Here is a 26,398-nt window from a genome sequence, read left to right as displayed (position 1 = left end):
ATTTTTAAACACCATCCGAGCGGCATAATCAATGTTAAAACTGTCAGACCTATGTAAAGGCTATGTAGACGGGGGAGAGTTTCACCCTGTATTACAAGGGGCAGAATTAACATTGCAGCAAGGTGACCAAGTCGCTCTGATGGGAGAAAGTGGTTCGGGTAAAAGTACTCTGCTGAATTTAATCGCCGGATTAGATACTGCCGACTCTGGTGAAGTGCAGTTTCCAAATTTTGCTATGCATGAAGCACCGGAGCATTTAAGAACCCTTTATCGCCGCAACAATATTGGTAATATCTTCCAACAATTCAACCTGCTTCCTACACTTAATATTGCCGACAATATTCGTTTTTGTCGTCAGTTAAAAGGTCTGCCGGAAGATAAAGAGTTGTGGCGTCAAATTCTTTCTGCTTTGGACTTAATGCCATTGCTAGGACGTTATCCGGAAGAGGCGTCTGGTGGTCAGCAACAACGTGCGGCGATTGCTCGCGCCCTTTATATGGAACCCAAAATCCTGCTTGCTGATGAGCCAACTGGTAGCCTAGACGAGCGAAACGCAGAAGCAGTAATGCGCTTATTAACGAGTCTCGCTCGCCAATTGGAGTGTACTTTGCTGTTAGTGACGCACAGTGAAAAAGTGGCCGCCCATATGGAAGGAAAGATTCGACTTCAAGGAGGGCAGTTACATGTTATGGCCCGTAGTTAAGGCACTACTCGGTCATTACCGTCGTTACCCTCTACAAATTATTCTTGTCTGGCTGGGATTAACTTTAGGCGTGTCCCTCCTTGTTGGTGTTACTTCTATCAACCAGCATGCAAAACAAAGTTATGCTACTGGGGAAAAGCTTTTCTCCAATCCTTTGCCATACCGAATCCGAACGAAGCACTCTGCCAATAAAATTCCTCAAGGTTTCTATATTCAGTTACGTCGAGCTGGGTTTAACCAATGTGCACCGTTTGACGTGCTTCATCTAGATGCCAAGACCGATATGAGCCTGATGTTGGTGGGGATAGATCCTGTCGCGATGATCCCACTACAACAAGGAAAATCGCTAGGTGAGATGCCTGTTTTATCACTAATGAAGCCTCCTTATCCTATTCTCGTTAGTCAAGATTTGGCCGCTTACATGAGTTGGCAGGATGGGGACTTCATTGAGATGAATGACGGAAGCCGTCTTGGGCCTATTCAAGTAGATAAGGACAAGATGCTTTCGGGTACTCGGCTGGTTACTGATATATCGTTGTTGCGTATGCTCAAGCGGAGCTCAGGTTTGTCTGCGATTTCTTGTGGTGAAATGCCAGAGGAAAAGCTAATAGCACTGAAAAACATGCTGCCAAACGGAATGACGCTTGTTAGGAATACGCGTACTGAGCTTGAGTCGCTAACTAACGCATTCCATATGAATCTCACCGCGATGGGAATGCTGTCGTTTTTGGTCGGGTTGTTTATTTTTTATCAAGCGATGTCTCTGTCTTTCATCCAGCGACAACGTTTGGTAGGTATTTTGAGACAGACTGGTGTTAACGGAACACAGTTAGCGCAAGCTTTATTACTAGAGTTGTCTTTGCTTGTCTTTATTGCGTGGGCGTGTGGTAACTTTTTTGGCTTGATCTTAGCAAATGAACTTATCCCAGCAGTGTCTTCGAGCCTGAGTGATTTGTATGATGCCAACGTAGGCTTAACCATAGGATGGTCATGGCAATCTAGCTTATACAGTCTAATCATGGCAGCGATGGGTGCGTTGATATCGTGTCTGTGGCCATTAATCCGTTTGTTGAAGTCACAACCAATCCGCCTTTCTTCTCGACTGTCGCTAATGCGATTTGCTGGAAGAGAGTTCTCTTGGCAGGCGCTTGCGGCATGTGCGTTTTGTGTCGCTGCAATAGCGGTATATCAGGCGCCGAAAACACAAGAAACCGGCTTTGCTATTATTGCGCTGATGTTGGTTAGTGTGGCGTTGTTTATGCCATTTATTATGTGGCATATGTTCCAAAGTTTTTCTTATACCATGCGATGGGTTCGTGTCCGTTGGTTTTTTGCTGATGCAGCAGCCAGCATGAGCTATCGCGGTGTGGCTACGATGGCGTTTATGTTAGCGCTGGCGGCAAACATTGGTGTAGAAACAATGGTCGGAAGCTTTCGAGATACAACCGATAAGTGGCTAAATCAGCGATTAGCCGCTGATGTGTACATCTATCCGACCAACAATTCAGCCGCTAGGATGAGCGCATGGCTCCAGAATCAGCCTGAGGTGAACTCGGTTTGGTGGCGCTGGGAAAAAGATATGCCGACCGAGCATGGTGCTCTGCAAGTTGTGAGTACGGGCTCTTCTGAAGGTGAGCTAGACTCACTTACCGTCAAGTTAGGTGTCCCAAATTACTGGTATCAACTGCACGCTACCAAGAGCTTAATGGTCAGCGAGTCGATGGCCTTGAAGCTGGATATCCGCCCTGGAGACTTCATTAACTTGCAGGAACCGCTTGGTGGGGATTGGCAAGTCGTAGGCGTTTACTACGATTATGGAAACCCATATAACCAGGTGATGATGTCGCACCGGAATTGGCTGTATGCATTTGCAGGTACGGGTAATGTTGGTCTTGGCGTCGTATTAAAAGATAACGTCAATGGAGAAGGGCTGAAAAATCGCTTAGAGAATGTATTCCGTCTCCCGCAAGATCGTGTGTTTGATAACGGTAATATTTATAGCCAAGCAATGAGAGTGTTTGATCATACCTTTGCGATAGCAGGAACCTTGGGCAATATCACGCTGATTATTGCCGTGTTTGGTTTATTCTTTGCGACGTTGGCAGGAGAACTTTCACGGCAGCGGCATTTTTCCTTATTAAGGTGCATGGGTGTGTCCGGAAAAGAACTTGTCGTATTAGGTGGTTTGCAGCTATTCGTCTTCGGAGCCATTTCTGCGATTATTGCAGTGCCGCTCGGCTTGGCGCTCGCACATTTGATCGTTGATATTATCATTAAGCAATCATTTGGCTGGTCTCTAGAGCTTCAAACGATTCCATGGGAGTATGCTCAAACCATTGCTTGGGCGATGCTTGCCATTATGGTTGCTGGCGCATTGCCAGTTATTAGAATGATCAAAAGTACACCGATGAAGTCATTAAGGGACGCGTTGTAATGAAAAAAATGGGCTCTAAAAAACGCTTGTTGGTTTCAACGCTCATTGTTGTTACGTTCGCTTTTCTGACTGGGGCTGCTTTTTACTCAACTTTTTGGTTAGAGGCGACAGCAACACGAGAAAGCGAACTTGATTCTATCTTAACGCGTGAAAATCAAACGATTTTCGAGCCTGTACTACCTAATGAGCATGTCTCTTTACCCTCAGACTTTCGCTTTCATCCCGAGTATCAGCATGAATGGTGGCACTACTTTGCGAAACTAAAAGATGAGCAAGGCAAGATCTACAATGTTCAATGGAGCTATTTCAGGGTTGCGACGGACGAGCGAGAAACCAGCGGTTGGCAGAACCCTCAATTGTACATTTCACATGTTGTCGTCAGTCATGGCTCGCATGTATGGAAAGAGCAACGGGTAGCTAGAGGTGGGATAGGCCAAGCTGGTATGATCAATCGTCCTTTCAGGTTATGGATTGATAATTGGACTTGGCGATCACTCGGTGCGACGCCTTTCCCGGGCAACTTGAATGTGAATACTGATACGTTTGGACTTGAGCTCAATACCATGACAAGCGGCCCCTTTGTGGTGAATGGAGACAAAGGCTTCCAAGTTAAACATGCGTTGCAATCTGTTGCTTCTTTCAGCTTCAGTGCTCCATTTTTAAAAGTAAAAGGCAGCTTAAGCTTAAATGGTAAGCGATTCTCAGTGACAGGTTCTGCTTGGGCGCAAAAAGAGTGGGGCAGCGGCTTAATTGGTGAGGGGCAACAAGGCTGGGATTGGTTTGTTTTCAATTTAGATGATGGTCGAGCATTAACTGTTAGCCGTTATCGTCACCATGGGCAAACACCGCACGTGTTTGGCACGTTGTCGACACGCTCAGGTAAAGTCATCAACCTCTCAGACGATGATATCAGTATTAAACCAATGCAAGTGACCAGTTTATCCAATGGAAGAAGGTTACCTTTGCAGTGGATTATCAATATTCCGAAGCATCAAATTAACTTGACTACCCGTATTATCAAGTCAGATATGTGGCTACCCTTTGTAATACCTTACTGGGAAGGGCCTACTTTAGCTTCCGGCTCCAATGAGGCTTGGGGCTTTATGCAGCTGACAGGCTATTGAGTTGTGAAGAAAACCACCCCCTACGGGTGGTTTTTTAGTGCGCGAAGCTTCCTAGCTTTTTCTCAAAAGTACGGGGTTATCATGATGGTACAAGCCGTGTTATGCTGATTTTCTCATCATCTTGATAAATATTTGGTGCGACAAAAACAAATACGATCTCCGATCAAAATTGAGTGTCATGTTGGAAAATACGATGTATAGTAAACTTAACATCGAAAAAACCGAAGTTTATACTCTGAAGAAGCGATTATTCTAAAGTTTTCGACAGCTATACACTCTTATCACTCTTTGTTAATCGTTTATTAAGATAATAAATATAAGGACGAAACCATGAACGATGTCATTCGTGACTTTTTCAAAATGGAATCAGCAGGTGGTATTCTTCTCGTAATTGCAGCGGCAATTGCGATGACCATTGCTAACTCACCGCTGGGCGAAACTTATCAATCTGTACTGCATACTTATGTATTCGGTATGTCAGTTTCTCACTGGATTAATGACGGCCTAATGGCTGTTTTCTTCTTACTTATTGGCCTTGAAGTGAAGCGAGAGCTACTTGAAGGAGCGCTAAAATCAAAAGAAACCGCAATTTTCCCTGCGATTGCAGCGGTTGGTGGTATGTTAGCCCCTGCTCTTATTTACGTTGCGTTTAATGCTAACGACCCAGAGGCGGTTTCTGGCTGGGCCATTCCAGCTGCGACGGATATTGCATTTGCTCTAGGTATCATGGCGCTACTAGGTAAGCGCGTACCAGTAAGCCTTAAAGTATTTTTGTTAGCTCTCGCTATCATCGACGATTTAGGCGTGGTTGTTATTATTGCACTGTTTTACACAGGTGATCTTTCTAGCATGGCGCTGCTTGTTGGCTTCATCATGACTGGTGTCCTGTTCATGTTGAATGCGAAGGAAGTAACGAAACTGACGCCATACATGATAGTCGGCGCGATCTTATGGTTTGCGGTACTTAAATCTGGTGTTCACGCAACACTTGCAGGCGTAGTGATCGGCTTTGCTATTCCTCTTAAGGGTAAACAGGGCGAACATTCCCCACTTAAGCACATGGAGCACGCACTTCATCCATACGTGGCATTTGGTATCTTACCTCTATTCGCATTTGCAAATGCGGGGATTTCGCTAGAAGGCGTATCGATGTCAGGCCTAACTTCAATGCTGCCATTAGGTATTGCTTTGGGGCTACTGGTTGGTAAGCCTCTAGGTATCTTCACCTTTAGTTGGGCAGCTGTGAAAATGGGTGTAGCTAAGCTACCGGAAGGCATTAACTTCAAACATATCTTTGCGGTATCTGTGTTGTGCGGTATCGGTTTTACAATGTCTATATTCATTTCCTCTTTAGCGTTTGGAAATGTAAGCCCTGAGTTTGATACCTATGCTCGACTAGGTATCTTAATGGGCTCGACGACAGCCGCGTTACTTGGCTACGCGTTACTGCACTTTTCTTTGCCTAAGAAAGCGCAAGCGTAAGATACACACTGTTTAGTAAAGCCTCCCATTCGGGAGGCTTTTTTATGTCTGCAGATTGGCACATCAACCACTTCAGGGTGGTTACTTTTGTGACCAACTAAGGTCTAGCTTATGGAGTTGGGGCAAATCATCGAAAGAGGCGCTTGGTAAATCTACAGGCGAAAAAAAGCCCAGCCGAAAATTTGACTGGGCGGATACAAACATAGGAGTTAATAAGAAAAAAGCAGCAACGTAACAATTAGATGGAAACAAGTTTGACGGCCAGTGAAACTTCAAATGCCCTAACTGTTACGTATATTTAGACCGAGCCTTTTCCAAACAGTTCCATTTTTTTTCAAAAAATTTCTACTTAATGCTTTCTAGCTTCTTACACACCCGAAAGTAATAGAAAAATCGAGATGGATTACCAACTTGGCGAAGTTACTAACTTCTGTGTTTCTCATTTTATCTCCCCTAGAACCGAAGATGTATTTCATACTCTCGTCGCTCACTCCAAGCCGCCAAGGCTATTGTTAGCATTTCAATTGCGATGGACTGAGAAGTTTGATCGTTTTCTTCTGACAAGCTTCACTGGAGTATTCGATTGAATTTCAAAAGATTAGATCACACCTTTTATTGTCTGGTCAGACCAATTGGTTAAAGTGTGATGTTAATCATTTGTTAATCTGAAGTTTCGGGAGTATATTTTCAAACAGTTGTTTAATACGAGTGATTAAAATGGCCCCGAGAACATCAACAAAAGAAAAAATACTCGATGTCGCAGAAGGACTCTTTGCTGAACATGGCTTTAATGATACTTCGCTAAGAACGATAACAGGTAAAGCTAACGTTAACTTAGCATCGGTAAACTATCACTTTGGCGATAAAAAAACGCTGGTTAGAGCGGTTTTAGATAGGTATTTAGAAGCACTAATGCCGAGCATTAAGACTTCATTAATTGAGTTAAACACGCGCGATAGCTACAACATGGACGATGTCTTTGAGTCATTGCGATTACCTTTACGTACATTAAACGATGTACGCCCAAATGGTACTGCGCTATTTATGTTGTTAATTGGCCGCGGTTATACAGACGTTCAAGGTCATCTACGCTGGTTCATTACCACCAGATACGAAGAGGTACTGAACCTTTTCACTTTCTCGATAATGAAGGCGAACCCGGAACTATGTGAAGAACAGTTGTTTTGGCGATTGCACTTCACGTTAGGAACCTGTGTATTTACGATGGCTTCAAGCCAGGCTCTTTCGGAGCTGGCAGAAAGTAAGTTTGAAAAGGAAGTCGATGTGAAATCTGTCGTCGATTTACTGATTCCATATTTGTCAGCAGGAATGTCAGCAAAGCAGTTGGCATAAGACAAATAAGAAAGTTAAACCAATAATAAGATTATACCCCGAGCGGTTACGTGAACAAAAGGATCTGAACTATGAGCTCTCTACGAAGAAAATGGATTAGTGACCCGGCTTTTAAAGTGTTCAAAAAAGTATTGCCACCTCTGTCTAGCACCGAGAAAGAGGCGATGGAAGCGGGTAGTGTATGGTGGGATGCCGAACTATTCTCAGGCAAGCCAAACTTCACAACATTGCATCATTATCCAACGCCTACACTGACGGCAGAAGAGCAGTCATTTATGGATAATGAGCTTGAAACCCTGCTAGAAATGCTTGATGACCAGAAGATTGTCAAAGAAGACAGGGATTTACCGCCTGAAGTATGGGAGTACCTACGTAAAGAGCGATTTTTCTCTTTGATCATCTCGAAAGCATATGGTGGTCGTGAATTTTCCGCTTTGGCGAACTCAACCATTGTTTCTCGTATTGCGACTCGAAGTATCAGTACCGCGGTATCGGTAATGGTACCGAACTCTCTTGGCCCTGGTGAGCTGCTATCGCACTATGGTACGCAAGAGCAAAAAGATTACTGGTTGCCTCGTTTAGCTGATGGTACAGACATCCCTTGTTTCGCCCTAACTGGCCCTGAAGCGGGTTCTGATGCGGGTGGCATACCTGATCAAGGCGTAGTTTGTTACGGCACCCATGAAGGCAAAGAAGTGCTTGGCGTGCGAGTTAGTTGGAATAAACGCTACATCACGCTTGCGCCAGTTGCGACAGTGCTCGGGTTAGCATTTAAACTGCAGGATCCTGAAGGGCTACTTGGAGACAAGAAAGAGGTTGGCATTACATGTGCGTTGATTCCCGCTGACCATGAAGGTGTCGAGATAGGTGAACGCCATGATCCTCTGGGGTCTGCGTTCATGAATGGTCCAACTCGTGGTGAAGATGTCTTCATCCCTATGGACTGGTTGATCGGTGGCGCTGATTACGCAGGTAAAGGTTGGCGTATGCTGGTTGAGTGTCTTTCTGCGGGGCGTGGTATCTCTCTCCCAGCGCTTGGCACTGCGATTGGTCACCTTACTACACGTACAACAGGTGCTTATGCTTACGTGCGTAAACAGTTTGGAATGTCGATCGGTAAGTTTGAAGGCGTCGCAGAAGCGATGGGGCGCATTGGTGGTCTTACTTATCTACTAGAAGCGACGCGTACGCTAACGACGACTTCTCTCGATATGAAAGAAAAACCTGGGATTGTAACCGCGATTGCCAAGTACCACATGACGGAAATCGCGCGTACCATTCTAAATGATTCGTTTGATATCCATGCGGGTCGTGCGATTCAAGATGGCCCAATGAACTATCTTGCTAAACATTACCTTGGTATCCCGGTTGCTATTACCGTTGAAGGCGCGAATATTCTGACTCGTAACCTGATGATTTTTGGTCAAGGTGCGACTCGATGTCACCCATATGTTCTAAAAGAAATGGAAGCCGCGGCGAATCCAGATTCTGAACAAGGTGCGAAAGAATTTGACAACTTACTCTTTAAACACATCAAGCACGCGCTCGGTAATACATTCGGTGCATTTGGTGCAGCACTAACTGGTTCTCGATTTGTTAACGCGCACATGAGTGGCCCAACGCAGCAATACTACAAAAACATTACTCGTCTCAGTCGTGCACTTGCAGTAAGTGCAGACTTTGCGATGTTAACCTTAGGTGGAGACTTGAAGCGTAAAGAAATGATCTCCGCACGTTTGGGTGATGGATTAAGCTATCTATACATGGCATCTGCTGCCTTGAAAAAGTATGAAGATGAAGGCCGTCAACAAGGCGATCTAGACTTCGTTCATTACGCTGTTCAACACTGTTTGTATAACGCTTCTAAGTCATTAAATGAGGCTTACACCAACTTCCCTGTGAAATACGTTGGCGGTGTGCTTAAGGGGCTATTGTTCCCGCTTGGTAATCATTTCAATAAGCCAAGTGATGAGCTGTGTGTGAATTTGGCTGAAGCGATGATGACGCCAGGCGCGCAACGCGATCGCCTCACGCATCTGTGCTACATCGGAAAATCAGAGGATGACAGCGTAGGCTTAATGGAGAATGCATTCCTTGCAATGTACGACATTAAACCTTTGGAGCGTAAACTTATGAAGGCTGCGAAGGATGGTAAAGTGGCTCGTAAAGGTCTGCTACATGATCGTTTGCAGCAAGCATTTGAAGCAGGCGTGTTAACTGAACAAGAAATTGATCAAATCATGGCTGCAGATAAATTGCGCTACAAGGCGATTCAAGTTGACCACTTTAGTCATGACTTTTCTGAAGTGCGAACTCATAGCCCAAAAAAGTCGCAGTTGAATCCGGCGGCATAATAGACAACTAATGTTAAGAAAAGCACCTCAATGAGGTGCTTTTTTGTATTCTTGGGGAGTGGATGGTGGGATAGTGCTCCAACCACTTGCCTTTTAAGAGCATTTTTACAGAAATTAGATGCGAAATCCCAACGAAACTTTTATCCTAACAAGGTTTTTTAAAGGAAGTTGAATATGATCATCAAACCTAGAATTCGTGGATTTATCTGTACTACAACGCACCCTGTTGGTTGTGAAGCTAACGTAAAAGAACAAATTGCGTACACCAAAGCGCAAGGTCCAATCAAAAACGCACCTAAGCGTGTTCTTGTTGTTGGTGCATCAAGTGGCTACGGTCTATCTTCTCGTATCGCTGCGGCATTTGGTGGCGGTGCATCAACTATCGGTGTTTTCTTCGAAAAAGAAGGTACTGAGAAGAAGCCAGGTACAGCAGGTTTTTACAATGCCGCTGCTTTTGAAAAGCTAGCGCGTGAAGAAGGTCTGTACGCAAAAAGCTTAAACGGCGACGCTTTCTCAAATGAAGCGAAACAGAAAACTATCGAGCTGATCAAAGAAGACTTAGGTCAAATCGATATGGTGGTTTACTCACTGGCATCTCCAGTACGTAAAATGCCAGAAACTGGTGAATTAGTTCGTTCATCTCTTAAACCTATCGGTGAAACTTACACATCAACGGCTGTTGATACCAACAAAGATGTGATCATCGAAGCTAGCGTTGAGCCTGCAACAGAAGAAGAAATCAAAGACACTGTCACGGTAATGGGCGGTGAAGATTGGGAACTTTGGATCAATGCGTTGTCTGATGCTGGTGTTCTTGCTGAAGGTTGTAAGACCGTCGCGTACAGCTACATTGGTACTGAGCTAACTTGGCCAATTTATTGGGATGGTGCACTAGGTAAAGCAAAAATGGACCTAGACCGTGCAGCGAAAGCGCTAAACGACAAGTTAGCAGCAACAGGTGGTAGTGCCAATGTTGCGGTACTTAAATCTGTTGTAACTCAGGCGAGTTCTGCAATTCCTGTTATGCCACTGTACATCGCAATGGTATTCAAGAAAATGCGCGAAGAAGGTGTACACGAAGGCTGTATGGAACAAATCTACCGTATGTTCAGCCAACGTCTATACAAAGAAGACGGTAGCGCGGCAGAAGTTGATGAGATGAACCGCCTACGTCTGGATGACTGGGAACTTCGTGACGACATTCAGCAGCACTGTCGTGAGCTATGGCCTCAAATTACGACTGAGAACCTAAAAGAGCTGACTGACTACGTTGAGTACAAAGAAGAGTTCTTGAAACTATTTGGTTTCGGCGTTGAAGGCGTAGATTACGAAGCGGATGTGAATCCAGCAGTTGAAGCAGACTTCATTCAAATCTAATCGAATCACAGACTAGATAACCAATAAACAAAAGGCGCTCATTGAGCGCCTTTTTGTATTTCATAGTCAAAGTGAGTATTAACTTAGTATTATCAGAATCGTACCAGCTAGCGTCATTAAAATATTCGCAATCGCATATGTACCCGCATAACCAAGGGCTGGGATGGTGGACTTAGCGTAGTCGTTAACGACATCCATAGCTGGAGCGCAAGTACGGGCGCCAATAATGGCACCGAAGAGCAGGGCACGGTTCATCTTGAGTACGTGTGCGCCAACTAAGTAAGCCAGAACCACAGGCACAACACTGACAATAAATGCCAAACCAATGACTTTTGGTCCTACTTGCGTTAGGTGCTCGAACATCTTTCCACCTGCACTTAGACCAATTCCCACCATAAAGAACATTAACCCTAGATCTTTGACCATATTCAGCGCCCCTTGTGGGACATAACCGAAAGTAGGGTGATTTGCTCGTAAGAAACCAAGCGTAATACCGGACAACAGAAGACCCACCGCATTACCCAAACTGAAAGACACCTGACCGAACGTCATTGTGATGAGGCCGAACAGAATACCCAAAATAAAGAAGCTACAAAAAGCGAGCAAATCGGCCATTTGACTGTGGATCGAGATGAAACCGATTTTTTCCGCCAGTCCATGTACTCGGCTTTTCTCGCCGCTCACTTGAAGGACGTCCCCTTTAGCGAGCACAATGTCTAAGTCCATAGGCATTTCAATCTGAGCGCGAACTACGCGGTTTAAGAAACAGCCAAACTCAGACAAATTCAAATCCGATAAACGCTTACCAGCGATAGCGTCACTTTTTACGACGATTTCTTCTTCAACGATGCGCAAATCAAGCAAGTTACGGTCGAATACTTCTTTACCATTACGGAAGCTAGGGTCTAAGCGAGCATGGCTGTCAGGGAAGCCAACCAGTGCAATTTCATCTCCCTCTTGCAAGATAGCATCACCATCTGGGTGGGCGAGAATACCATTGCGACGGATTCGTTCAATGTAACAGCCAGTTTGACGATAAATACCCAGTTCTCGCAAGTTTTTACCATCAGTCCAGTCAATTAGCTCTGGGCCCACTCGGTAAGCTCGAATAATGGGTAAATACACTTTTCTCTGGCTTGAATTTCCAAGGCCACGCTCTTGTGCGATTTGCTGCGCGGAATCAGAAAGGTTTTGTTTTTGCAGTTTTGGCAACAATTTAGCAAACATGATCATGCTAATTAAGCCGACCAGATAAGCCATCGCGTAGCCTACGGATAGATTTTCTAATACCAGAGAAAATTCCATATTCCGCGGTATAGTCGCAAGGCCAGAGTTAAGGGCATCTTGTGCACCAACCAGTACTGGCGTTGCGGTCAATGCGCCTGCCATCATACCGGCGGATAAGCCAAAATCGAGGCCGAAATAGTGACTCAAGCCATACGTTAAGCTGACCGCAGACACGAGAACAGTCATGCTTAAAATAAAATAATGCTTACCATCTCTGAAGAATATACCAAAAAAGTTTGGTCCAGCTTCAATGCCAACGCAGTAGATAAACAGCATAAAGCCAATGGTTAAAGCTTCTGCATTAAATGAGAAACCAAGGTGGCCCATTACCAAAGAGGTAATAAGAACGCCAATAGAGTTGCCTAATTGTAATTTGCCAAATCGAATTTTTCCGATGGCAAGGCCAATGGCTAATACGACGAAGATTAGAAGGATAGGGTTTTGCTCAAGAAGGTATACGACGTCTATGTTCACTGTGTGGCTCGGTAGAGTGTGTGCCAAAAAAGATTAAGAACTGTGAATTGTAACTAAATATAGCAAAAAGATAAGTGAATTTTTTTAGGTTTTACCATTAGTTGACTTAACGTAATAACCAGCTGAAAAATAATAAAAAAGCCGCATGAAGCGGCTTTTTTGAAAACAGTCTTTATTACTCGTCAAATAGACCTAGGTGCTCTTTCGCGTATGCTTCGAACTCGTCGCAGCCACCGATATGCTCTTGGTCGATAAAGATCTGAGGAACGGTTTCAACTGGTTTACCAACTGTTTTCTCAAGATCTGCTTTAGAAATACCTTCAGCGTGAATATCAACGTAACGGTAGTTGAAGTCATCACGTTTTGCTTTTAGCGTTTCTGCGTGCTCTTTTGCACGAACACAGAAAGGACATGCAGGGCGACCAAAGATAACAACGAACATAATCTTATTTCTCCTAAATCTATTCTTTTTTGAAAGCGTACAAAACATAGCGGCTGAGTGCGCTTTCTTTTGTTGGAGTAACTATGCCCGATCCAGATACGGAAATAAAGTGGCAATTACCTCTTGGTTCTATAGGTGAAATCTATCGAATAAAAACTAAACGCGTGTTCTTATTTTACGGCTCTGAAGTATGTGAAGTGACGCATAAAAAACATACATTCTAAAGGGTTAATGATGGCAAGGTGGAATTGGTCAATTTTTTTTGTTTAAAAAAATAGCAATCTATTTTGGCTATACGCAAATAACTTCAACTCTAACATAAGTGTTAAATCAGAGGGCGAGAGGTTATTTGGGGATATTCTTTTGGGAGGGTGTGTATGTTTCAGTTTATGACTGCAACAAGGATTATATTTGGTGAAGGTGCACTTCAATCTTCATTATCCGTTATTAACCAATTTGGCTACAGTGTTTTGCTGGTCACTGGGCAGGATACCCAACGAGCCGCCCCCATTATCCAATATCTTAAATCTCAAAATATGCGTTACCAGCACGTAGCTATCGTTGGTGAACCATACATCACGATGGTAGAAGAGACCGCAGTGCTCGGTAGAAAATTCCAACCTGATATGGTGGTTGCGATAGGTGGTGGCAGCGTCATCGATATGGGCAAAGCCTTAGCTGCCATTATTCCCAATCAAGGCAATGTTTACGATTACGTAGAAGTGGTAGGAAGAAGCGTCCCTTTAAAAGCAAAGCCTCTTCATTTTATTGCAATTCCTACGACAGCAAGCACCGGTTCAGAAGTGACCAGAAATGCTGTGCTGAAATCTGGACAAGATAAAGTGAAAGTGAGTCTTCGAAGCCCTGATATGCTCGCAGACGTTGCCATTGTAGACCCGACACTTACTTACGGGACCGACCAATACACATCTGGACGTGGCGCAATGGATGCGTTCACTCATTTAATGGAAGCGTATGTGTGTGGTGAGCCAAACCCTCTTACTGATATGGTCTGCGAAGAGGGGCTACGCCGTTTAAGCCGTTCAGTGATTGCCGCTTGTAAGCAAGATAATCATAAGGCGCGCTCTGATTTATCGTTCGCTGCATTGCTTGGTGGTATGGCGATTACTAATGCCAAATTAGGTGCCGCTCATGGGTTAGCATCGGCGTTAGGAGGCAAGTTAGACGCCCCCCATAGCGTTATTACGGCTCGCCTAGCTCCGCACGTGATGCAGGAGAACATTAACGCCGCTAAACTCGCGGGTAGGAATGATGTGATAAGTCGTTATCGCAAGCTGGCCCAATTAGTCACTGAGCGAGTAAATGCTAACGAACACGATGGAATTCTTTGGGTAAATATGGTGCTAGATAAGTTAGCGTTACCGCTACTGGCTCAATTTGGAGTATGCCAAACCTCTTTTGAGCAAGTGGCGAATGATGCGCTTAAATCAATGGCAATCAAAGGGAATCCTTTACCTCTTAATCAAGAACGTTTGATACACATATTACAGCAAGTCTGTGATTGTAGCGGAGAGTGCGCAGCTGAGAGTGCACAACATGTCAGTTCTGTTGAAGTACTGGAATCAAGAACGGACTTATCGAGTGTCAACGACTTAGGGTGATTGCTCCCTTAGCAGCATTAAAACAAAAGGGGAGCCTTGAGCTCCCCTAGATAAAGTATTGACTAAGCTTTAGTGCTTAGTACTGGCTTAGTTTGTCATAGCGACTGTCTTTCAACGCATCTTTTACGCGTTTTAGGTTCTCACGGAAACCTGTACCACGGCGAAGAGTGAAGCCAGTTGCTAGCACATCAATCACTGTCATTTGTACAACTCGGCTTGCCATTGGCATGTAAACGTCGGTATCTTCTGGAATATCGAGCGTGATGGCCAGCGAGCTTGCCTTTTCTAGAGGAGAATCCTTCGCTGTAATCGCAATAACCGTTGCGCCATTTTCACGAGCAAGGTTCGCTATTTCTACCTGACTCTTTGTTCGACCGGTATGAGAAATAAGAACCACAACATCATTATCACTGCAGTTGATACAACTCATGCGCTGCATAACAATATCTTCAAAACAAGTAATTGGAATATTAAAGCGAATAAACTTGTTTTGTGCGTCTCGGGCAACAGAAGATGATGCACCAAGGCCAAAGAATGAAATGCGCTTCGCTTGCGTTAGCAAATCGACCGCACGGTTCACTTGCATTGGATCTAGGCTATTTTTCGCGACATCTAAACACGCCATCGTCGATTCGAAAATCTTATGGGTGTACGCGTCTGGGCCATCGTCTTCTTCCACATTACGGTTAACGTAAGGGGTGCCGTTGGCTAGGCTCTGTGCCAAGTGAAGCTTAAAATCTGGAAAGCCCTTGGTGTCCAGACGACGACAGAAGCGGTTTACAGTGGGCTCACTAACGTCGGCCATTTTAGCCAGCGTTGCAATGCTTGAATGAATTGCAGTTTGTGGAGACGCCATAATTACTTCCGCAACTTTGCGCTCTGACTTACTGAAATTCTCCAGGTTTTTTTGAATTTTTTCTAATGTATTCATAGTGTTCACGAGGGTATAGAGAACAACTCGCTGGCTCTGCTAACGAAAGGAAACACGAAGATTCCGGAGTAGAGTGGGGCGTTAACGAAAACAACCAGCGCCATAGAATCAGTATAAACCTGATCTTCAATCAGTCTAAACCAATAACGGGTACTATTTAGTGAGAATTTGACAGGCCTCAAACAAAATGTTGTAAAAACTACAGAATTGGATGTGTAAACGAAGTTTTGTTGCGCTAGTCGCACGATAATGATGTTTGAGTTACATCAAAACGAAAAAAAATTTCAAATTGATGTAACTCGATCTGGCTGTTAAGACGATTGAATATCAACAACCAGCTGTTGAATTCTTTTCATCAAATTTGGTGCTTGCTTGGCGATTTCGCGTTGTTCATCAAGCACTGAGCTCAAAATTTCTTTTGTGGTCAGTGGATTTGCCAAAACCACTCGAAACACTATCGTATTCATGCGTTGCCATTGGTCTGGGTTCAGTCTTGTACGTGAAACGAACGATTTGCCCGTTTCGCGCTGACGCTTTTGAATAAACTGTGTTAACTCATTGATCAGCTCATTCAGTTGTTCTTTTTGTGAGCCTTCTGCTTGTGCTAATGCTTCACGGATGAATGGCGGCAAATAACGGTATGTGAGCAGACAAAGCTCTGGTTCAGAAACTAACTCGAAATCATCTTGCTGTTTGATTAAATCCGCAAAGTATCGAGCTTTTTCAATGCTTTGGTCAATCAGAAGCTCGTAACCTGGGCGACTTATGATGTGCATTGCGGCGTAGACCAACATCGCCATGCCCGAACGTGAGCCTTCTAGTGTATGGCTGCCTAGGTCTTTTGAACCTTTGCGCAATATATATTGAGCGTGATGCTCTATGGATTTCATTGCGTCAGGGTCTTTGAACAGAACCATACCAGCGCCCATCGGGATATAGAGCTGCTTGTGTGCATCAATAGTTACTGAGTCTGCCATTTCCACACCTTTAAGAAGATGACGGTGATGGTTAGACATCAGTGTTGCGCCACCCCATGCGGCATCCACATGGAAGTGACAGCCGTGAGCTTGGCAGACTTCAGCGATTTCAGGCAATGGATCAACATTACCTGTCTCTGTTGTGCCAGCCACACCAATAACAGCAATAGGCTTGATGTTTTGTTTTTCGAGCTCAACAATTTTCGCTTTAAGGTCGTCGACAATAATACGGTTGTTGGCATCGGTTTTAACCGCAACCAAGCCCTCTTGGCCTAGCCCTAATACATCGGCTGCTTTCTTAAGGGAGTAGTGACCACGCTCAGACACTAGCACCGCTAAGCCATCATAGCCATAGTGCTTCATGGCTTTAAAAAGGCCTTCCTTCTCCACGCCTTTAAATGAGCCATTGGCTCTTAACGCTTTGTTACGTGCTACCCAAAGCGCAGTGATATTGGCAATGGTGCCGCCGGAACAAAATGCGCCTAATGAGTGGTTTGCACTGTGCATCCACTGATTGTAAAACGTATCATTCTGACCATATATCAAGCGATGCAGCATACCCAAAACTTGACGCTCAAGTGGCGTAAAGGCTTTGGAAGTCTCTATTTTTACCAGGTTTTGGTTTAAGGCGATCATGATCTTTGACAGTGGCATCAAGAAATAAGGCAGTGCCGATGTCATATGACCAATGAAGCTTGGTGAAGATGTGTGAACTGAGTGCGACACCAAAGTGTCGAGTAAGTGCTCTGTATGATCTGACACGAACTCTGGCTGCTCAGGAATCTGAGCAGAAGAAAAGTCTTTTTCGATTTCGCGTAAAGGCTTTTCTTCTGCCACGATGTGTTCACGAAGAAATTGATTTAGATTTCGCGAGAGGCTCTCGTCAATTTTAGTTAACGTTGAGTCCGGACCTTCTGGGACAGTGAAGATCTTTAGCAAGCTCTCAAAGCTAACATCAGCGGTTTTTTGTTCCTTAACCATAGCAAAGAATCTTTGTAGTTATTTTGGTAATGCGAGCGGCACAATCTAAACTAAAACGGGCGCAAAGTCCCGTTTTAATTGTTGAAACCCAAGTTGTAGAAATGAAAATTTTAGGTGAAGGTTACGATATTCACATTAAAAAATTCTAGATTGAGTACGTTAAAACACTCTGATGTTATCGAATGCTAATCAACGACTAATGCGAGCAATCTTAGTCACATTTCTGCTTTTCAATCTTTTCTATTGACTGATTGTACTTATTAAGTGCGGTATCAATTTGTTGGGGATGACTAAGCAGATCAGCGAATGCTGAACGAAGCTCGTAGTTTTTTGGATGGTTAGTTGATTGACGGTCGCTAAATGTCTGTTTTGCAACTTCACCTAACTTATCGCTTCGGGTCGCTAACTGCTTAACGTCATGTTGCTCTAGTTTTAACCATGCTTCGATTGGCTGTTCCGTCGCAACGCGGCTAGGGTCGTTCTCTAGAAAGTAGTGAACCGCTTCGCGGTTTAATTCAAAGTGATGTTTACGTCCATCCAAGAACCATTGGCTAACTTCTTTCAGATCTGGATATTGGGTAACCGTCAAATCAACAAGATCTTGATACCACTGTAGTGAGGCATCGACGTAGCCATCGTATTTGCTAGCAAGACATTGTTGATCTGCGGCAAGTGTAAAAGTTGAGCTTGTAGCGAGGAGCGCTGCAACGACAAAGCGTTTCATTCTTCTTCCTTCTGGTTGTTATCCCTTTATTAACGCAATGCGCATCATTTGATGTTTCTCCCTTCTTTCTATTTGGTCGTGACAAATCGTTGGGCTGAATGACGAAAAGAAAGAGGGGGCTTGCCAAAAAATATTGACCACTTTGACGTTAACTGGGTATTTAAATTTTTGCCGTATTGTAATGGATGTTAAAGCGAAAACCTGAGATCTAGCTAGCAAGTGATACAAAGAAAAGCATCATAACTGGTACCAATAAACTCAAAATAAAGCCGCTAACGATAGCAACAGGAACACAACGCACACCACCGGTGGTTTGAATAACGGGTAGGGTGAAGTCCATTGCTGTTGCACCGGCATAACCGATTGCGGTGCACGGATAGCTACGAATAAAGAGAGGAATGGCAACCAGTGCGACTAGCTCTCTCATCAATTCAATCAAGAACGACGCGCCACCAAATACCGGACCAAAAGCGTCACCCATTAAAATACCTGCGAGTGAATACCAGCCAAAACCTGAAGCCATTGCGAGTGCTTGATAAAGAGGAAGATCCAAAAGCACCGCTGCAAGAACGCCACCAAGCATACATGTTGCGATGACAACAGCCGCAATGGCCATTCCTTGTTTATTTAATAGGATTTGACGCAGAGTAAGTCCACTATTGCGCAGCTGAATACCAATAAAAAATAGAAGTAGAAAGAGTATCCATTCGCTTGCTGTATCTACCCAACTTAAATCAATGGGTAACAGCAGGCCAACCACTAACCCGCCGCCAACGACCACGATAAGCTTAACAGACTCTAAAGCCATCGAAGATAACGGTAACTTCTTTTGATTCTGATTGGTCTGGAGTGGAATAATTTTATCAATAATAGGCAGAGCCAACAGGTTGCAGGCACTTAGACACAAAAAAAACGTACTCGCATAGAGGAGAATACTTTGTAAGTTGCTGCTTAAATTATCGAGCGCCGCTAAGCTAAGACCCATCAACGACAAAATGACGTAAATAAGGTAGGACGTTGACTGATTGATCTTCTCCAATAACGAAGATCGAGATATAGGAATTAGATACCCCACCACAAGCGGAGCGAAAATAAATAGCATCCCTGAGAACATAAAGCTCAATGATTCCTTTTTGAGATAACATCAACACGCATAAATCAAATTATCTATCGGTTGAAATTAGAGACATTTCACCACACACAGCCCAGCCTTGAGCGAATCGTTTTATCACGGATAAGGTATTATCAGAAAACGATAAATTACAAACCGCTAGCATTCAGTACAGCACGGATTTGATCATTGAAGTCAGTATCACTCATGTTACTAAGTTCATACAAGACTTCTGCACCAGTTAAGTTGAATTCAACTTCATGTTCGTCAATGCGTTCATCGTGATTGCGGAACATCAATAAATGATGCGCAATTCTAGCGATGTCGAGATAACTCACTTCTGGTCGCGTTAATTCGTATTTTTCGTTTGAGGATACTTCTCTGAAGTCGTTGTCAAACCCCCAACGCTCAAGTACCAGTTTACTTGTGGCAGAACAACGTGTTTGGAAGATCTGCAATGCAATATCTGGGTCTAAGTAATTGCCCCTATCTAAGTACAAGTGGTACTCATTAATTAGGCAAAATAACCCTATATCGGCTAATAGACCGACCAATAACGCCTTTTCTTGCTCTAGATGACCATAAGTGCCTGGCTCGTGGCTACGAAACGATTGAACCAACATCACCATGACGGCACCGAGCTCACGCGATATCGCCGCACTCTTCACCAAGATGGCATTGCATTCTTTAGTGAGATTAACTGAGTGTTTAAGTTGCTCGATCGCTTGTGCGGTAACAATATCACGTACACGAAGTATTCCGAGACGAGATACCGCTGTAGTTAAGTCGTTGCAGGTGATATTTCTGCGATTGAAAATCACAGAGTTAGCGACTCGTAAAACGACCGCTGCTAATCCGGGATCTTCCAATAAACAGTTAGCAACATCGGCAATCGTGGTGTGTTCTTCGACACATAACTGCTGAATTTTAAGCACGACATCAGGAATAGGAGGTAACGAAATCTTACCCGTGGCGATGGACTGTTCTACCAGCTGAGCAAACTCGGATTCCAGTGCGTTTATAAGCTTATCTTTATTATTTGGCAGCCAAAAAAATGATAAATGTTCCATTGTGACGCTGTACTTGAGATCTTTCGTACAGTGTACCCTTACAGCGTATTCTTTATCAATTAAATGCGTATTATGTGCCCGTAATTGCCAGCGAGATCATAATGATGGCGTGTTTTAGGCATGCTATGCGTCAAAAAAATATCACCACACAAACAATAAGTGTGAAACTAATCACGTATGCAGAATTTATACTTTTTTATATGTGACCTATGTCCTAACTTATTTTTCAACGTTAAGTATGATTAAGCAAGTTGGTGAGCACAACTCACAAAAATATCGCCAACAAATCGACATTTATAATTCGCTATAAGCTGCTGTTTATCTGGTGACATCGCTAATCGGGGTAATTTATTCAGATTAAAGAGGTCAATGGACATGACAGACCAAGCTTTTTTTAAATATGTACGCACCTTCAGTGAGTACCAAAAACGTTCTATGTTCGGTGGTATTGGTTTATTCACCGATGATGCTATGTTTGCGCTTGTCAGCAATGATTGCTGCTACTTACGTGGTGGTAATGGGCTAGATGAAGTGTTTACTCAACTGAGCTGTGAGAAGTATAAGCACGTCAAAAAACAGACGACGGCAACCGTAAATTATTATGATGTAACCGATTTATTCGAATCCGGATATGTAGGGCTTGATGAACTGGTACAGAAATCAATTGAATACTCAATTAAGGAACGGAAATATCAAAAGTCCTCTGCCAGTAGACGCTTAAGAGACTTACCCAACATGCAACTAACCCTTGAACGTATGGTCAAGAAAGCCGGTGTTGATGACGTAGAAACCTTTTTAGAACTTGGACCTGTAAAAGTCTTCAACAAAGTTAAAACAGCTTACGGTAATGATGTTGATGTAAAGCTACTGTGGAAATTTGCTGGTGCAACTGATGGCGTACATTGGAAACTGATCCAAGAGCCGCGTAAAAAACAGTTATTGGCACTGTGTGACTAAGCGAAGCTGATCGCACAATGATTGACTCGTTTCGATGGAGTTAGCGGGTCGTAAAGGCAAGTGTGAAAAGCGGAAAAAGGACGTTGAAGTTTTTTACCACTTCATTGAGTTAGTCATTAAATTAGACAAAAAAACCGAGGCAGAGACCTCGGTTTTTGTTTTTTTAATTTGCTCTTTTCTTACAGCACAAATCTTAAAACTTAAAACGCGTAGTGAACATTACCTGATCACCGTAAAAATCGTTGATACGTGCTTCAGCACCCAAAGAGAAAAGCTCTGTTGAGTGGAATCGAGCGTAGGCAGAGCCAGTCCAATCGTCATCGTTATCGATAGAAACGTAGCCGACTTTGCCGCCTACTTCTAATTGAGGGCCCAACCATTGGCGAACACCTAAGTTCAGCTCCATACCAACATCTGTGCTGCTCTCATTCGAAGGTTGCACAACGCGCATTAGCATTTCACCAGTAAGATCTGCCCAGTTGTTTAGCGGAGAATGGAAGCCAAAGCCTGCAGCTGAGTCAAAATCACTTTCAAACTCAGAGTCAATACGAGCAATAACATGCGCGTTCGGGTGAATTGATTTGCTGAATCCAGCACCAAATGTCACAGGACTTGCGCCAATACGTGCTTCGAAATAGTCGTAGCTAAAGTTGCTCATAGTTGCTGGCGCATTGCGATCGTTTGCAGCTAGGGCATGGCTTGATGCCACTAGTAAGGCAGCGGCTAATAGTGTTTTACGCATAACTAACGATAAACCTTGTTCATTATTTCCATGGATTCAAGCAACCACTTGAACCGTAATCTGATTTGTCCGACATCATAATAAAAAGGAAGGTCCACGACCAACAAAAATGTGTCGATGTTTTGTCAATTAACTTAATAGTTCCTTGGTTTAAGCAAAAACTACGCCATATACGTAGTGTCCGAGAATTTCACTCGGACAAGTAACGATGTTTTTCTAACCTCATTCGACTATGCGAGGTTAGGTGGTGCAATGAGCATCGTTGAGTTCAAGTTAGAACCAAACACTTTATTACTCGCCAAAGCTTGCTCTTCTTTCTGCCATGGCGTTGAGGATTGCCTCAGAATCAAGGATTTGAGTCCAGGATAGCAGGTTATCATCATTCTCAATCACAAACGCGGTAAGCTGAGACACGATTGCTTTTCTCAATGCTTCACCTTTCCAAGGTTTGGCAATGTAATAATCGAGACTCGCGTTATTTACGGCTTCTACGGTGTCTTCCAAACCAGCTTGTCCTGTGAGTAAAACTTTGCGCGCTGCTTTTGTGTCACCATTTTGACTGAGTTCGATTAAGAAGCTGATCCCAGTTTGTTCCGGCATAATGTGGTCACATAAAATGAGCGCAAGCTGAACTTCTTCTTCCGCCATCTCCTCAATCACTTGCCGAGCTTCAGTCACCGATTCCGCTCCTTCGACGACAAAGTTCTCCTCGAAGGGAGCAAGATCTTGGAGCACGCTATCCAAGACTTCTCGTTCGTCATCGACACATAAAATTAGATACTTGGTCATGTTTCATCTCCTTCTTCGATGACTGGTAACCAGACGGTCATTCGTGTGAACTGGCCGATCTCTGATTCGACGTCAATCCACCCTCTGTGTGCTGTTACGATTTGCTGGCAGATGGACAGCCCGATGCCTAAGCCAAAATTACCTTCTTTTTTTGTGGTGAAGTTCAGCTCGAAAATGGCGTCTCTTTGCGATTCAGGAATGCCACATCCATTATCTTCAAAGGAGATAACGGCATAATGTGTGTGCTCTTTTTCTATAAGGCGTGTTTGTATGTTTAACACACCTTTCTCTGGAAATGCGTCAATGGCGTTAGAGACCAAGTTCGTCCACACCTGTTGGAGTGCGATCGGTTGACAAAGGATGGAAGGCAAGTTTGCATAGTCGGTTGAAACTTGGTGCATTTTTAATTTGTTCTCGAAAATCACCAAGGTGTCTTCAATGCCCTCATGAATATCGGCATAGTGCAGGGTCTCATCATCTGACCGAGCATATCCTTTCAGGCTTTTTACCATATCAGCAATTCGTGCTGCACAGACATTAATTGAGCGAAGTGTAGAACCTGCTTTGTGGTATTGCTCTAGTGTATTGAGAGCATGATAAGACGCTTTCTGCTTTCTCGTTAGTTGGGTAAGTAGCTCTTGATCGGACTCTAATCCAAGGCTCACCACTTTTTTTGCCAATGCTCGGTCTGGAAGAGTATGGCTAAGCGCTTTTACGCGTGATCTGAGCTCGGCGGTTGAAGCGGGTTTTGAGGTTTGCGCTTTGCTCAGTAATTCAATGCCTTTGCTTTGTATATCGGAACTGGGCGCATCGTTAAGTAATCGTTCTAGCGTATGCGTTAAATTCTCTACGCCCCTCAATATCGCGGCTACTGGATTGTTTAGTTCGTGTGCCACTCCCGCAACCAATTGGCCAAGCATCGCCATTTTTTCTCTTTCAATGAGCTGCTGGTGGGCTGATTCTAAAGATTCGAGCGTTTTTTGAAGTTGCAGTTTGGTGTTGATGCTTCTTTGCAATCGGCGGTTGAAGTGGCGTAAAAGCAAGTTTGTAAAAAGAGGCAGTAAGTTTGAGTCGCTTTGCATCACTTTATTGAATACGTTGCGATCGAGTTTGATAACTTCTGTTTTGGTTAGTGTTAGAGCTGTCGAGAAAGAACATTCCCCAGTAACAAACGACATGCCTCCGACAATATTCCCTTTGTTATGGCGTACAACCTCTCGCTGCATGCCTTGCTCATCGCGCTTGTACAGAGCCACTTCACCTTCGGTGATAAACCACAAAAAGCAATTTGGCTCGCCTTCCACGGTTAATAAGTGTTCAGGTGAGTATGTACGGCACGCTCTTGTTTCGTCATTATCTTTGAAAAATTGCTGGAGAGCGGAGATCACTTGCTCGGCTAACTCGGCATCAGACATCGAGTGGTAGTCGTGTAAGAATCCGGCTTGATAATGGCTCATCTGGTTATTGATGTGCGCTCGCAACAAGCTGTGATGATCCAATATCTGACTGTAACTTAGCAGGTCTTCTTTGCCATTTCGCAAGATAAATTGGGTCAGCTCTTTTTGCACTGTGTTAAATAAGACGTGATCTGGCAAAGGTTTAGTGAGGCAGTGGTCGAGCCTGCCCTCATTAACGGCAGTGAGAATTGCCTCTATATCAGACGAGCAGCTAATAAGAATTTTTCTTGCTTGCTCGGTATGTGGCATCCGGTCTAAACCAATAAGAAAATCCACGCCGTTAAAATGAGCGTGATGGCTCGCTATAACTAAAGCAACAGTCTGTTCTCTTTCTTCTAGATACTCTAAAGCGCTTTGAGCCTCTTCTATCGATTCGACAGAAAAAATATCAAACTTACTTGAGAAGGCAGACAGCTCCAATCGAAACTGTTCAGCACTGATTGGGTTGTTGTCGAGACACAACACAGCATAACGATTCACAGATGTTTTAGCTCCGGTTAAAACTTCGCCACGCAAACTTTAACAATAAAAGGACATGATGAGTGGGAGCCAAGTATGATTCCTGATTAATGGACTAGAATAAGCATCAATAGTCTGATTTGTCTCAATGTTTTCTCCGCAGGTGGTTTGGGGTAGACTGACCGAAAATATCTAATAAGTGACGTTATGCAAAATCTTAAAAAAATCGGCGCCATTGGTGGTGCTATCTCATTAGCACTGTGTTGGCCATTGGCTGTCGGACAAATTGGTCAGTCCATCATTGAAGATGGTATTACCAATATGAATGATGAAATGATTAAAGGCGAAGTGGTCGAGTATCAGCGTGGCTATTTGTCTTCAGTCGTGCTGACTCGTTATTCAGTTGTTGATCCTGAGCTTAAAACGCAGTTAGAGCGTGATGGTATGCCAACGACGTTTGACGTAACCAGTGATGTTAGCCACGGTCTAACAAGCCTAACAGCAGATTCAAAATTGGTGGACAATGACTTTTTGCCTCTCACGATGCATAGCCAGACTCAACTAAATGGCAATACAGCATTTATCCTCGACCTAGACAGTTGGCATTATCGTAACGAAGCGCAAGGCGTTTCTGTTTCTACAAGCCCTGCAAAAGTAACAGGTGATGTGACGGTATTGGGTGATCTCAATTACCAAGTTTCCGTTCCTTCTGTTCAAGTGGATTTTGAAAACGGTGAAGAGCTTCATCTGAATGCATTGACAGGGCAAGGTAAAGGAAAGCAAGCAAAAGGCTACTGGTTAGGCGAGCAATCTTTCTCTCTAGAGAAGCTAGATGTGGTTGATGCGAACTTAACGCCTGTCTTTTTGATTGAAAATGCGAGCTACCGTGGTAACACTACGATGAGTGAGTCTGGTGATAAGCTGAACAGTCAATTAAACCTAGATGCTAAGAAACTACGTTTAACTGATGGGACGGATGTCGATAACTTTAAGTTGGATTTCTCAATTGCAGATGTGGATAGCCAGTCTTTTGATCAAATTATGTCTATCTATCAAAGCTCTCCTATGTTAGATGAGCAGGAAATTGCGAATTTATTGCCGCATGTCGATACGCTGTTTAGCAAAGGTTTTGATTTATCCGTGAACGAGCTTTCACTCGCGTTCGGTGACGGCAAGTTCCACAATGAGTGGCAACTATCCATCCCTGAAGGTACTGAGCATATTACTCAAGATCCAATGAAGTTGGTGACGGCCACTACTGGTGAACTTAGCACTTACTTCTCTGATGAATTAGTAACGCATTACCCATTTATTCAAGAAGGGATTGATGAGCTCCTTATTATGGAGTTGATCGAAAAAGTAGAGGGCGGTTATCAATTAAAAGCAGAAATTGGTGAAGGCAAATTGAAGTTCGAAAATGGGCATGAGTTCCCATTGGTGGCTCTACTTATGCCTGCTTTGATGCAACAACAGTAATTCGTGTTGTTGCGAATTTGTTCCAATTCAACGCTTAGTCTTTAAAAAGAGGTCGTAAGACCTCTTTTCTTG

20 protein-coding genes are annotated in these 26,398 nt (G+C 43.8%); 10 read left to right on the top strand and 10 right to left on the bottom strand.

Features of this window, described 5'->3' with window-relative positions; translation table 11 throughout:
* The first annotated feature begins 31 nt into the window (after positions 1–31).
* The 7 genes from J4N43_RS09435 (at position 32) to fabV (ending at position 10,827) form a co-directional block, all read left to right on the top strand.
* Entirely contained in the window at positions 32–703 is a 672-nt protein-coding gene (locus J4N43_RS09435) for an ABC transporter ATP-binding protein (protein ID WP_005378040.1), read from the top strand.
* A complete protein-coding gene (locus J4N43_RS09430) occupies positions 684–3,137 on the top strand; it encodes an ABC transporter permease (RefSeq protein ID WP_005378038.1) in 2,454 nt (817 codons plus the stop codon). The genes J4N43_RS09435 and J4N43_RS09430 overlap by 20 nt, the downstream gene beginning before the upstream one ends.
* Complete coding sequence (locus J4N43_RS09425) at positions 3,137–4,261, top strand: lipocalin-like domain-containing protein (RefSeq protein ID WP_042521997.1); 1,125 nt, start codon at positions 3,137–3,139, stop codon at positions 4,259–4,261. The genes J4N43_RS09430 and J4N43_RS09425 overlap by 1 nt, the downstream gene beginning before the upstream one ends.
* Positions 4,262–4,591: 330 nt before the next feature.
* Positions 4,592–5,743, top strand: a complete 1,152-nt coding sequence (nhaA, locus tag J4N43_RS09420) for a Na+/H+ antiporter NhaA (protein ID WP_005378034.1) — start codon at positions 4,592–4,594, stop codon at positions 5,741–5,743.
* Positions 5,744–6,460: 717 nt separating this feature from the next.
* Positions 6,461–7,096, top strand: a complete 636-nt coding sequence (gene psrA, locus J4N43_RS09415; protein WP_005378033.1) for a TetR family transcriptional repressor PsrA — start codon at positions 6,461–6,463, stop codon at positions 7,094–7,096.
* Between the two features lie 71 nt (positions 7,097–7,167).
* Positions 7,168–9,450 carry an acyl-CoA dehydrogenase gene (locus J4N43_RS09410; protein WP_158159623.1) on the top strand — a complete coding sequence of 761 codons (2,283 nt, stop codon included), beginning with the start codon at positions 7,168–7,170 and terminating at the stop codon, positions 9,448–9,450.
* 174 nt (positions 9,451–9,624) lie between these two features.
* Positions 9,625–10,827, top strand: coding sequence for an enoyl-ACP reductase FabV (gene fabV, locus J4N43_RS09405; RefSeq protein WP_005388648.1), 1,203 nt, complete (start codon positions 9,625–9,627; stop codon positions 10,825–10,827).
* A 78-nt stretch (positions 10,828–10,905) separates the two neighbouring features.
* Here the strand turns inward: fabV and J4N43_RS09400 are convergent, their stop codons facing one another.
* Positions 10,906–12,588 (bottom strand): aspartate:alanine antiporter, encoded by a 1,683-nt coding sequence (locus tag J4N43_RS09400; RefSeq protein WP_005378028.1) that lies wholly within the window; start codon positions 12,586–12,588, stop codon positions 10,906–10,908.
* A 175-nt stretch (positions 12,589–12,763) separates the two neighbouring features.
* Positions 12,764–13,030 carry a GrxA family glutaredoxin gene (locus J4N43_RS09395; RefSeq protein WP_005378026.1) on the bottom strand — a complete coding sequence of 89 codons (267 nt, stop codon included), beginning with the start codon at positions 13,028–13,030 and terminating at the stop codon, positions 12,764–12,766.
* A 377-nt stretch (positions 13,031–13,407) separates the two neighbouring features.
* Here J4N43_RS09395 and J4N43_RS09390 point away from each other — a divergent pair, with 377 nt between their 5' ends.
* Complete coding sequence (locus J4N43_RS09390) at positions 13,408–14,652, top strand: iron-containing alcohol dehydrogenase (protein ID WP_047100729.1); 1,245 nt, start codon at positions 13,408–13,410, stop codon at positions 14,650–14,652.
* Positions 14,653–14,728: 76 nt separating this feature from the next.
* Here the strand turns inward: J4N43_RS09390 and J4N43_RS09385 are convergent, their stop codons facing one another.
* The 5 genes from J4N43_RS09385 to J4N43_RS09365 form a co-directional block, all read right to left on the bottom strand.
* A complete protein-coding gene (locus J4N43_RS09385; protein ID WP_005378021.1) occupies positions 14,729–15,583 on the bottom strand; it encodes a MurR/RpiR family transcriptional regulator in 855 nt (284 codons plus the stop codon).
* 311 nt (positions 15,584–15,894) lie between these two features.
* Positions 15,895–17,541 carry a pyridoxal-dependent aspartate 1-decarboxylase PanP gene (panP, locus tag J4N43_RS09380; protein ID WP_047100728.1) on the bottom strand — a complete coding sequence of 549 codons (1,647 nt, stop codon included), beginning with the start codon at positions 17,539–17,541 and terminating at the stop codon, positions 15,895–15,897.
* A 211-nt stretch (positions 17,542–17,752) separates the two neighbouring features.
* Positions 17,753–18,265 carry a hypothetical protein gene (locus tag J4N43_RS09375; protein WP_017634875.1) on the bottom strand — a complete coding sequence of 171 codons (513 nt, stop codon included), beginning with the start codon at positions 18,263–18,265 and terminating at the stop codon, positions 17,753–17,755.
* A gap of 208 nt (positions 18,266–18,473) precedes the next feature.
* A complete protein-coding gene (locus J4N43_RS09370; protein WP_005378011.1) occupies positions 18,474–19,379 on the bottom strand; it encodes a LysO family transporter in 906 nt (301 codons plus the stop codon).
* Positions 19,380–19,525: 146 nt separating this feature from the next.
* Positions 19,526–20,446: an HDOD domain-containing protein gene (locus J4N43_RS09365; protein WP_005378009.1), complete on the bottom strand. Its 921-nt coding sequence runs from the start codon at positions 20,444–20,446 to the stop codon at positions 19,526–19,528.
* A 369-nt stretch (positions 20,447–20,815) separates the two neighbouring features.
* On the opposite strand from J4N43_RS09365, the gene J4N43_RS09360 reads away from it, so the two are divergent.
* Positions 20,816–21,403, top strand: coding sequence for a TfoX/Sxy family DNA transformation protein (locus J4N43_RS09360; protein WP_005378007.1), 588 nt, complete (start codon positions 20,816–20,818; stop codon positions 21,401–21,403).
* 193 nt (positions 21,404–21,596) lie between these two features.
* Here J4N43_RS09360 and J4N43_RS09355 read toward each other — a convergent pair whose 3' ends face one another.
* From J4N43_RS09355 to J4N43_RS09345, 3 genes are all read right to left on the bottom strand, one after another.
* Positions 21,597–22,145 (bottom strand): hypothetical protein, encoded by a 549-nt coding sequence (locus J4N43_RS09355; RefSeq protein WP_005378006.1) that lies wholly within the window; start codon positions 22,143–22,145, stop codon positions 21,597–21,599.
* A gap of 291 nt (positions 22,146–22,436) precedes the next feature.
* The gene (locus J4N43_RS09350) at positions 22,437–22,934 is read right to left on the bottom strand and encodes a response regulator (protein WP_005378005.1); all 498 of its coding nucleotides are present in this window, start codon (positions 22,932–22,934) and stop codon (positions 22,437–22,439) included.
* Entirely contained in the window at positions 22,931–24,871 is a 1,941-nt protein-coding gene (locus tag J4N43_RS09345) for an ATP-binding protein (RefSeq protein WP_053349539.1), read from the bottom strand. The genes J4N43_RS09350 and J4N43_RS09345 overlap by 4 nt, the downstream gene beginning before the upstream one ends.
* Positions 24,872–25,057: 186 nt before the next feature.
* Here J4N43_RS09345 and J4N43_RS09340 point away from each other — a divergent pair, with 186 nt between their 5' ends.
* Positions 25,058–26,326 carry a DUF945 family protein gene (locus J4N43_RS09340; RefSeq protein ID WP_005389614.1) on the top strand — a complete coding sequence of 423 codons (1,269 nt, stop codon included), beginning with the start codon at positions 25,058–25,060 and terminating at the stop codon, positions 26,324–26,326.
* Positions 26,327–26,398 lie beyond the last annotated feature (72 nt).

Origin of the sequence: Vibrio sp. SCSIO 43009 (assembly GCF_023716525.1) — a bacterium.
GTDB lineage: Bacteria > Pseudomonadota > Gammaproteobacteria > Enterobacterales > Vibrionaceae > Vibrio > Vibrio alginolyticus.
This window is presented reverse-complemented; position numbering and strand designations above follow the sequence as displayed.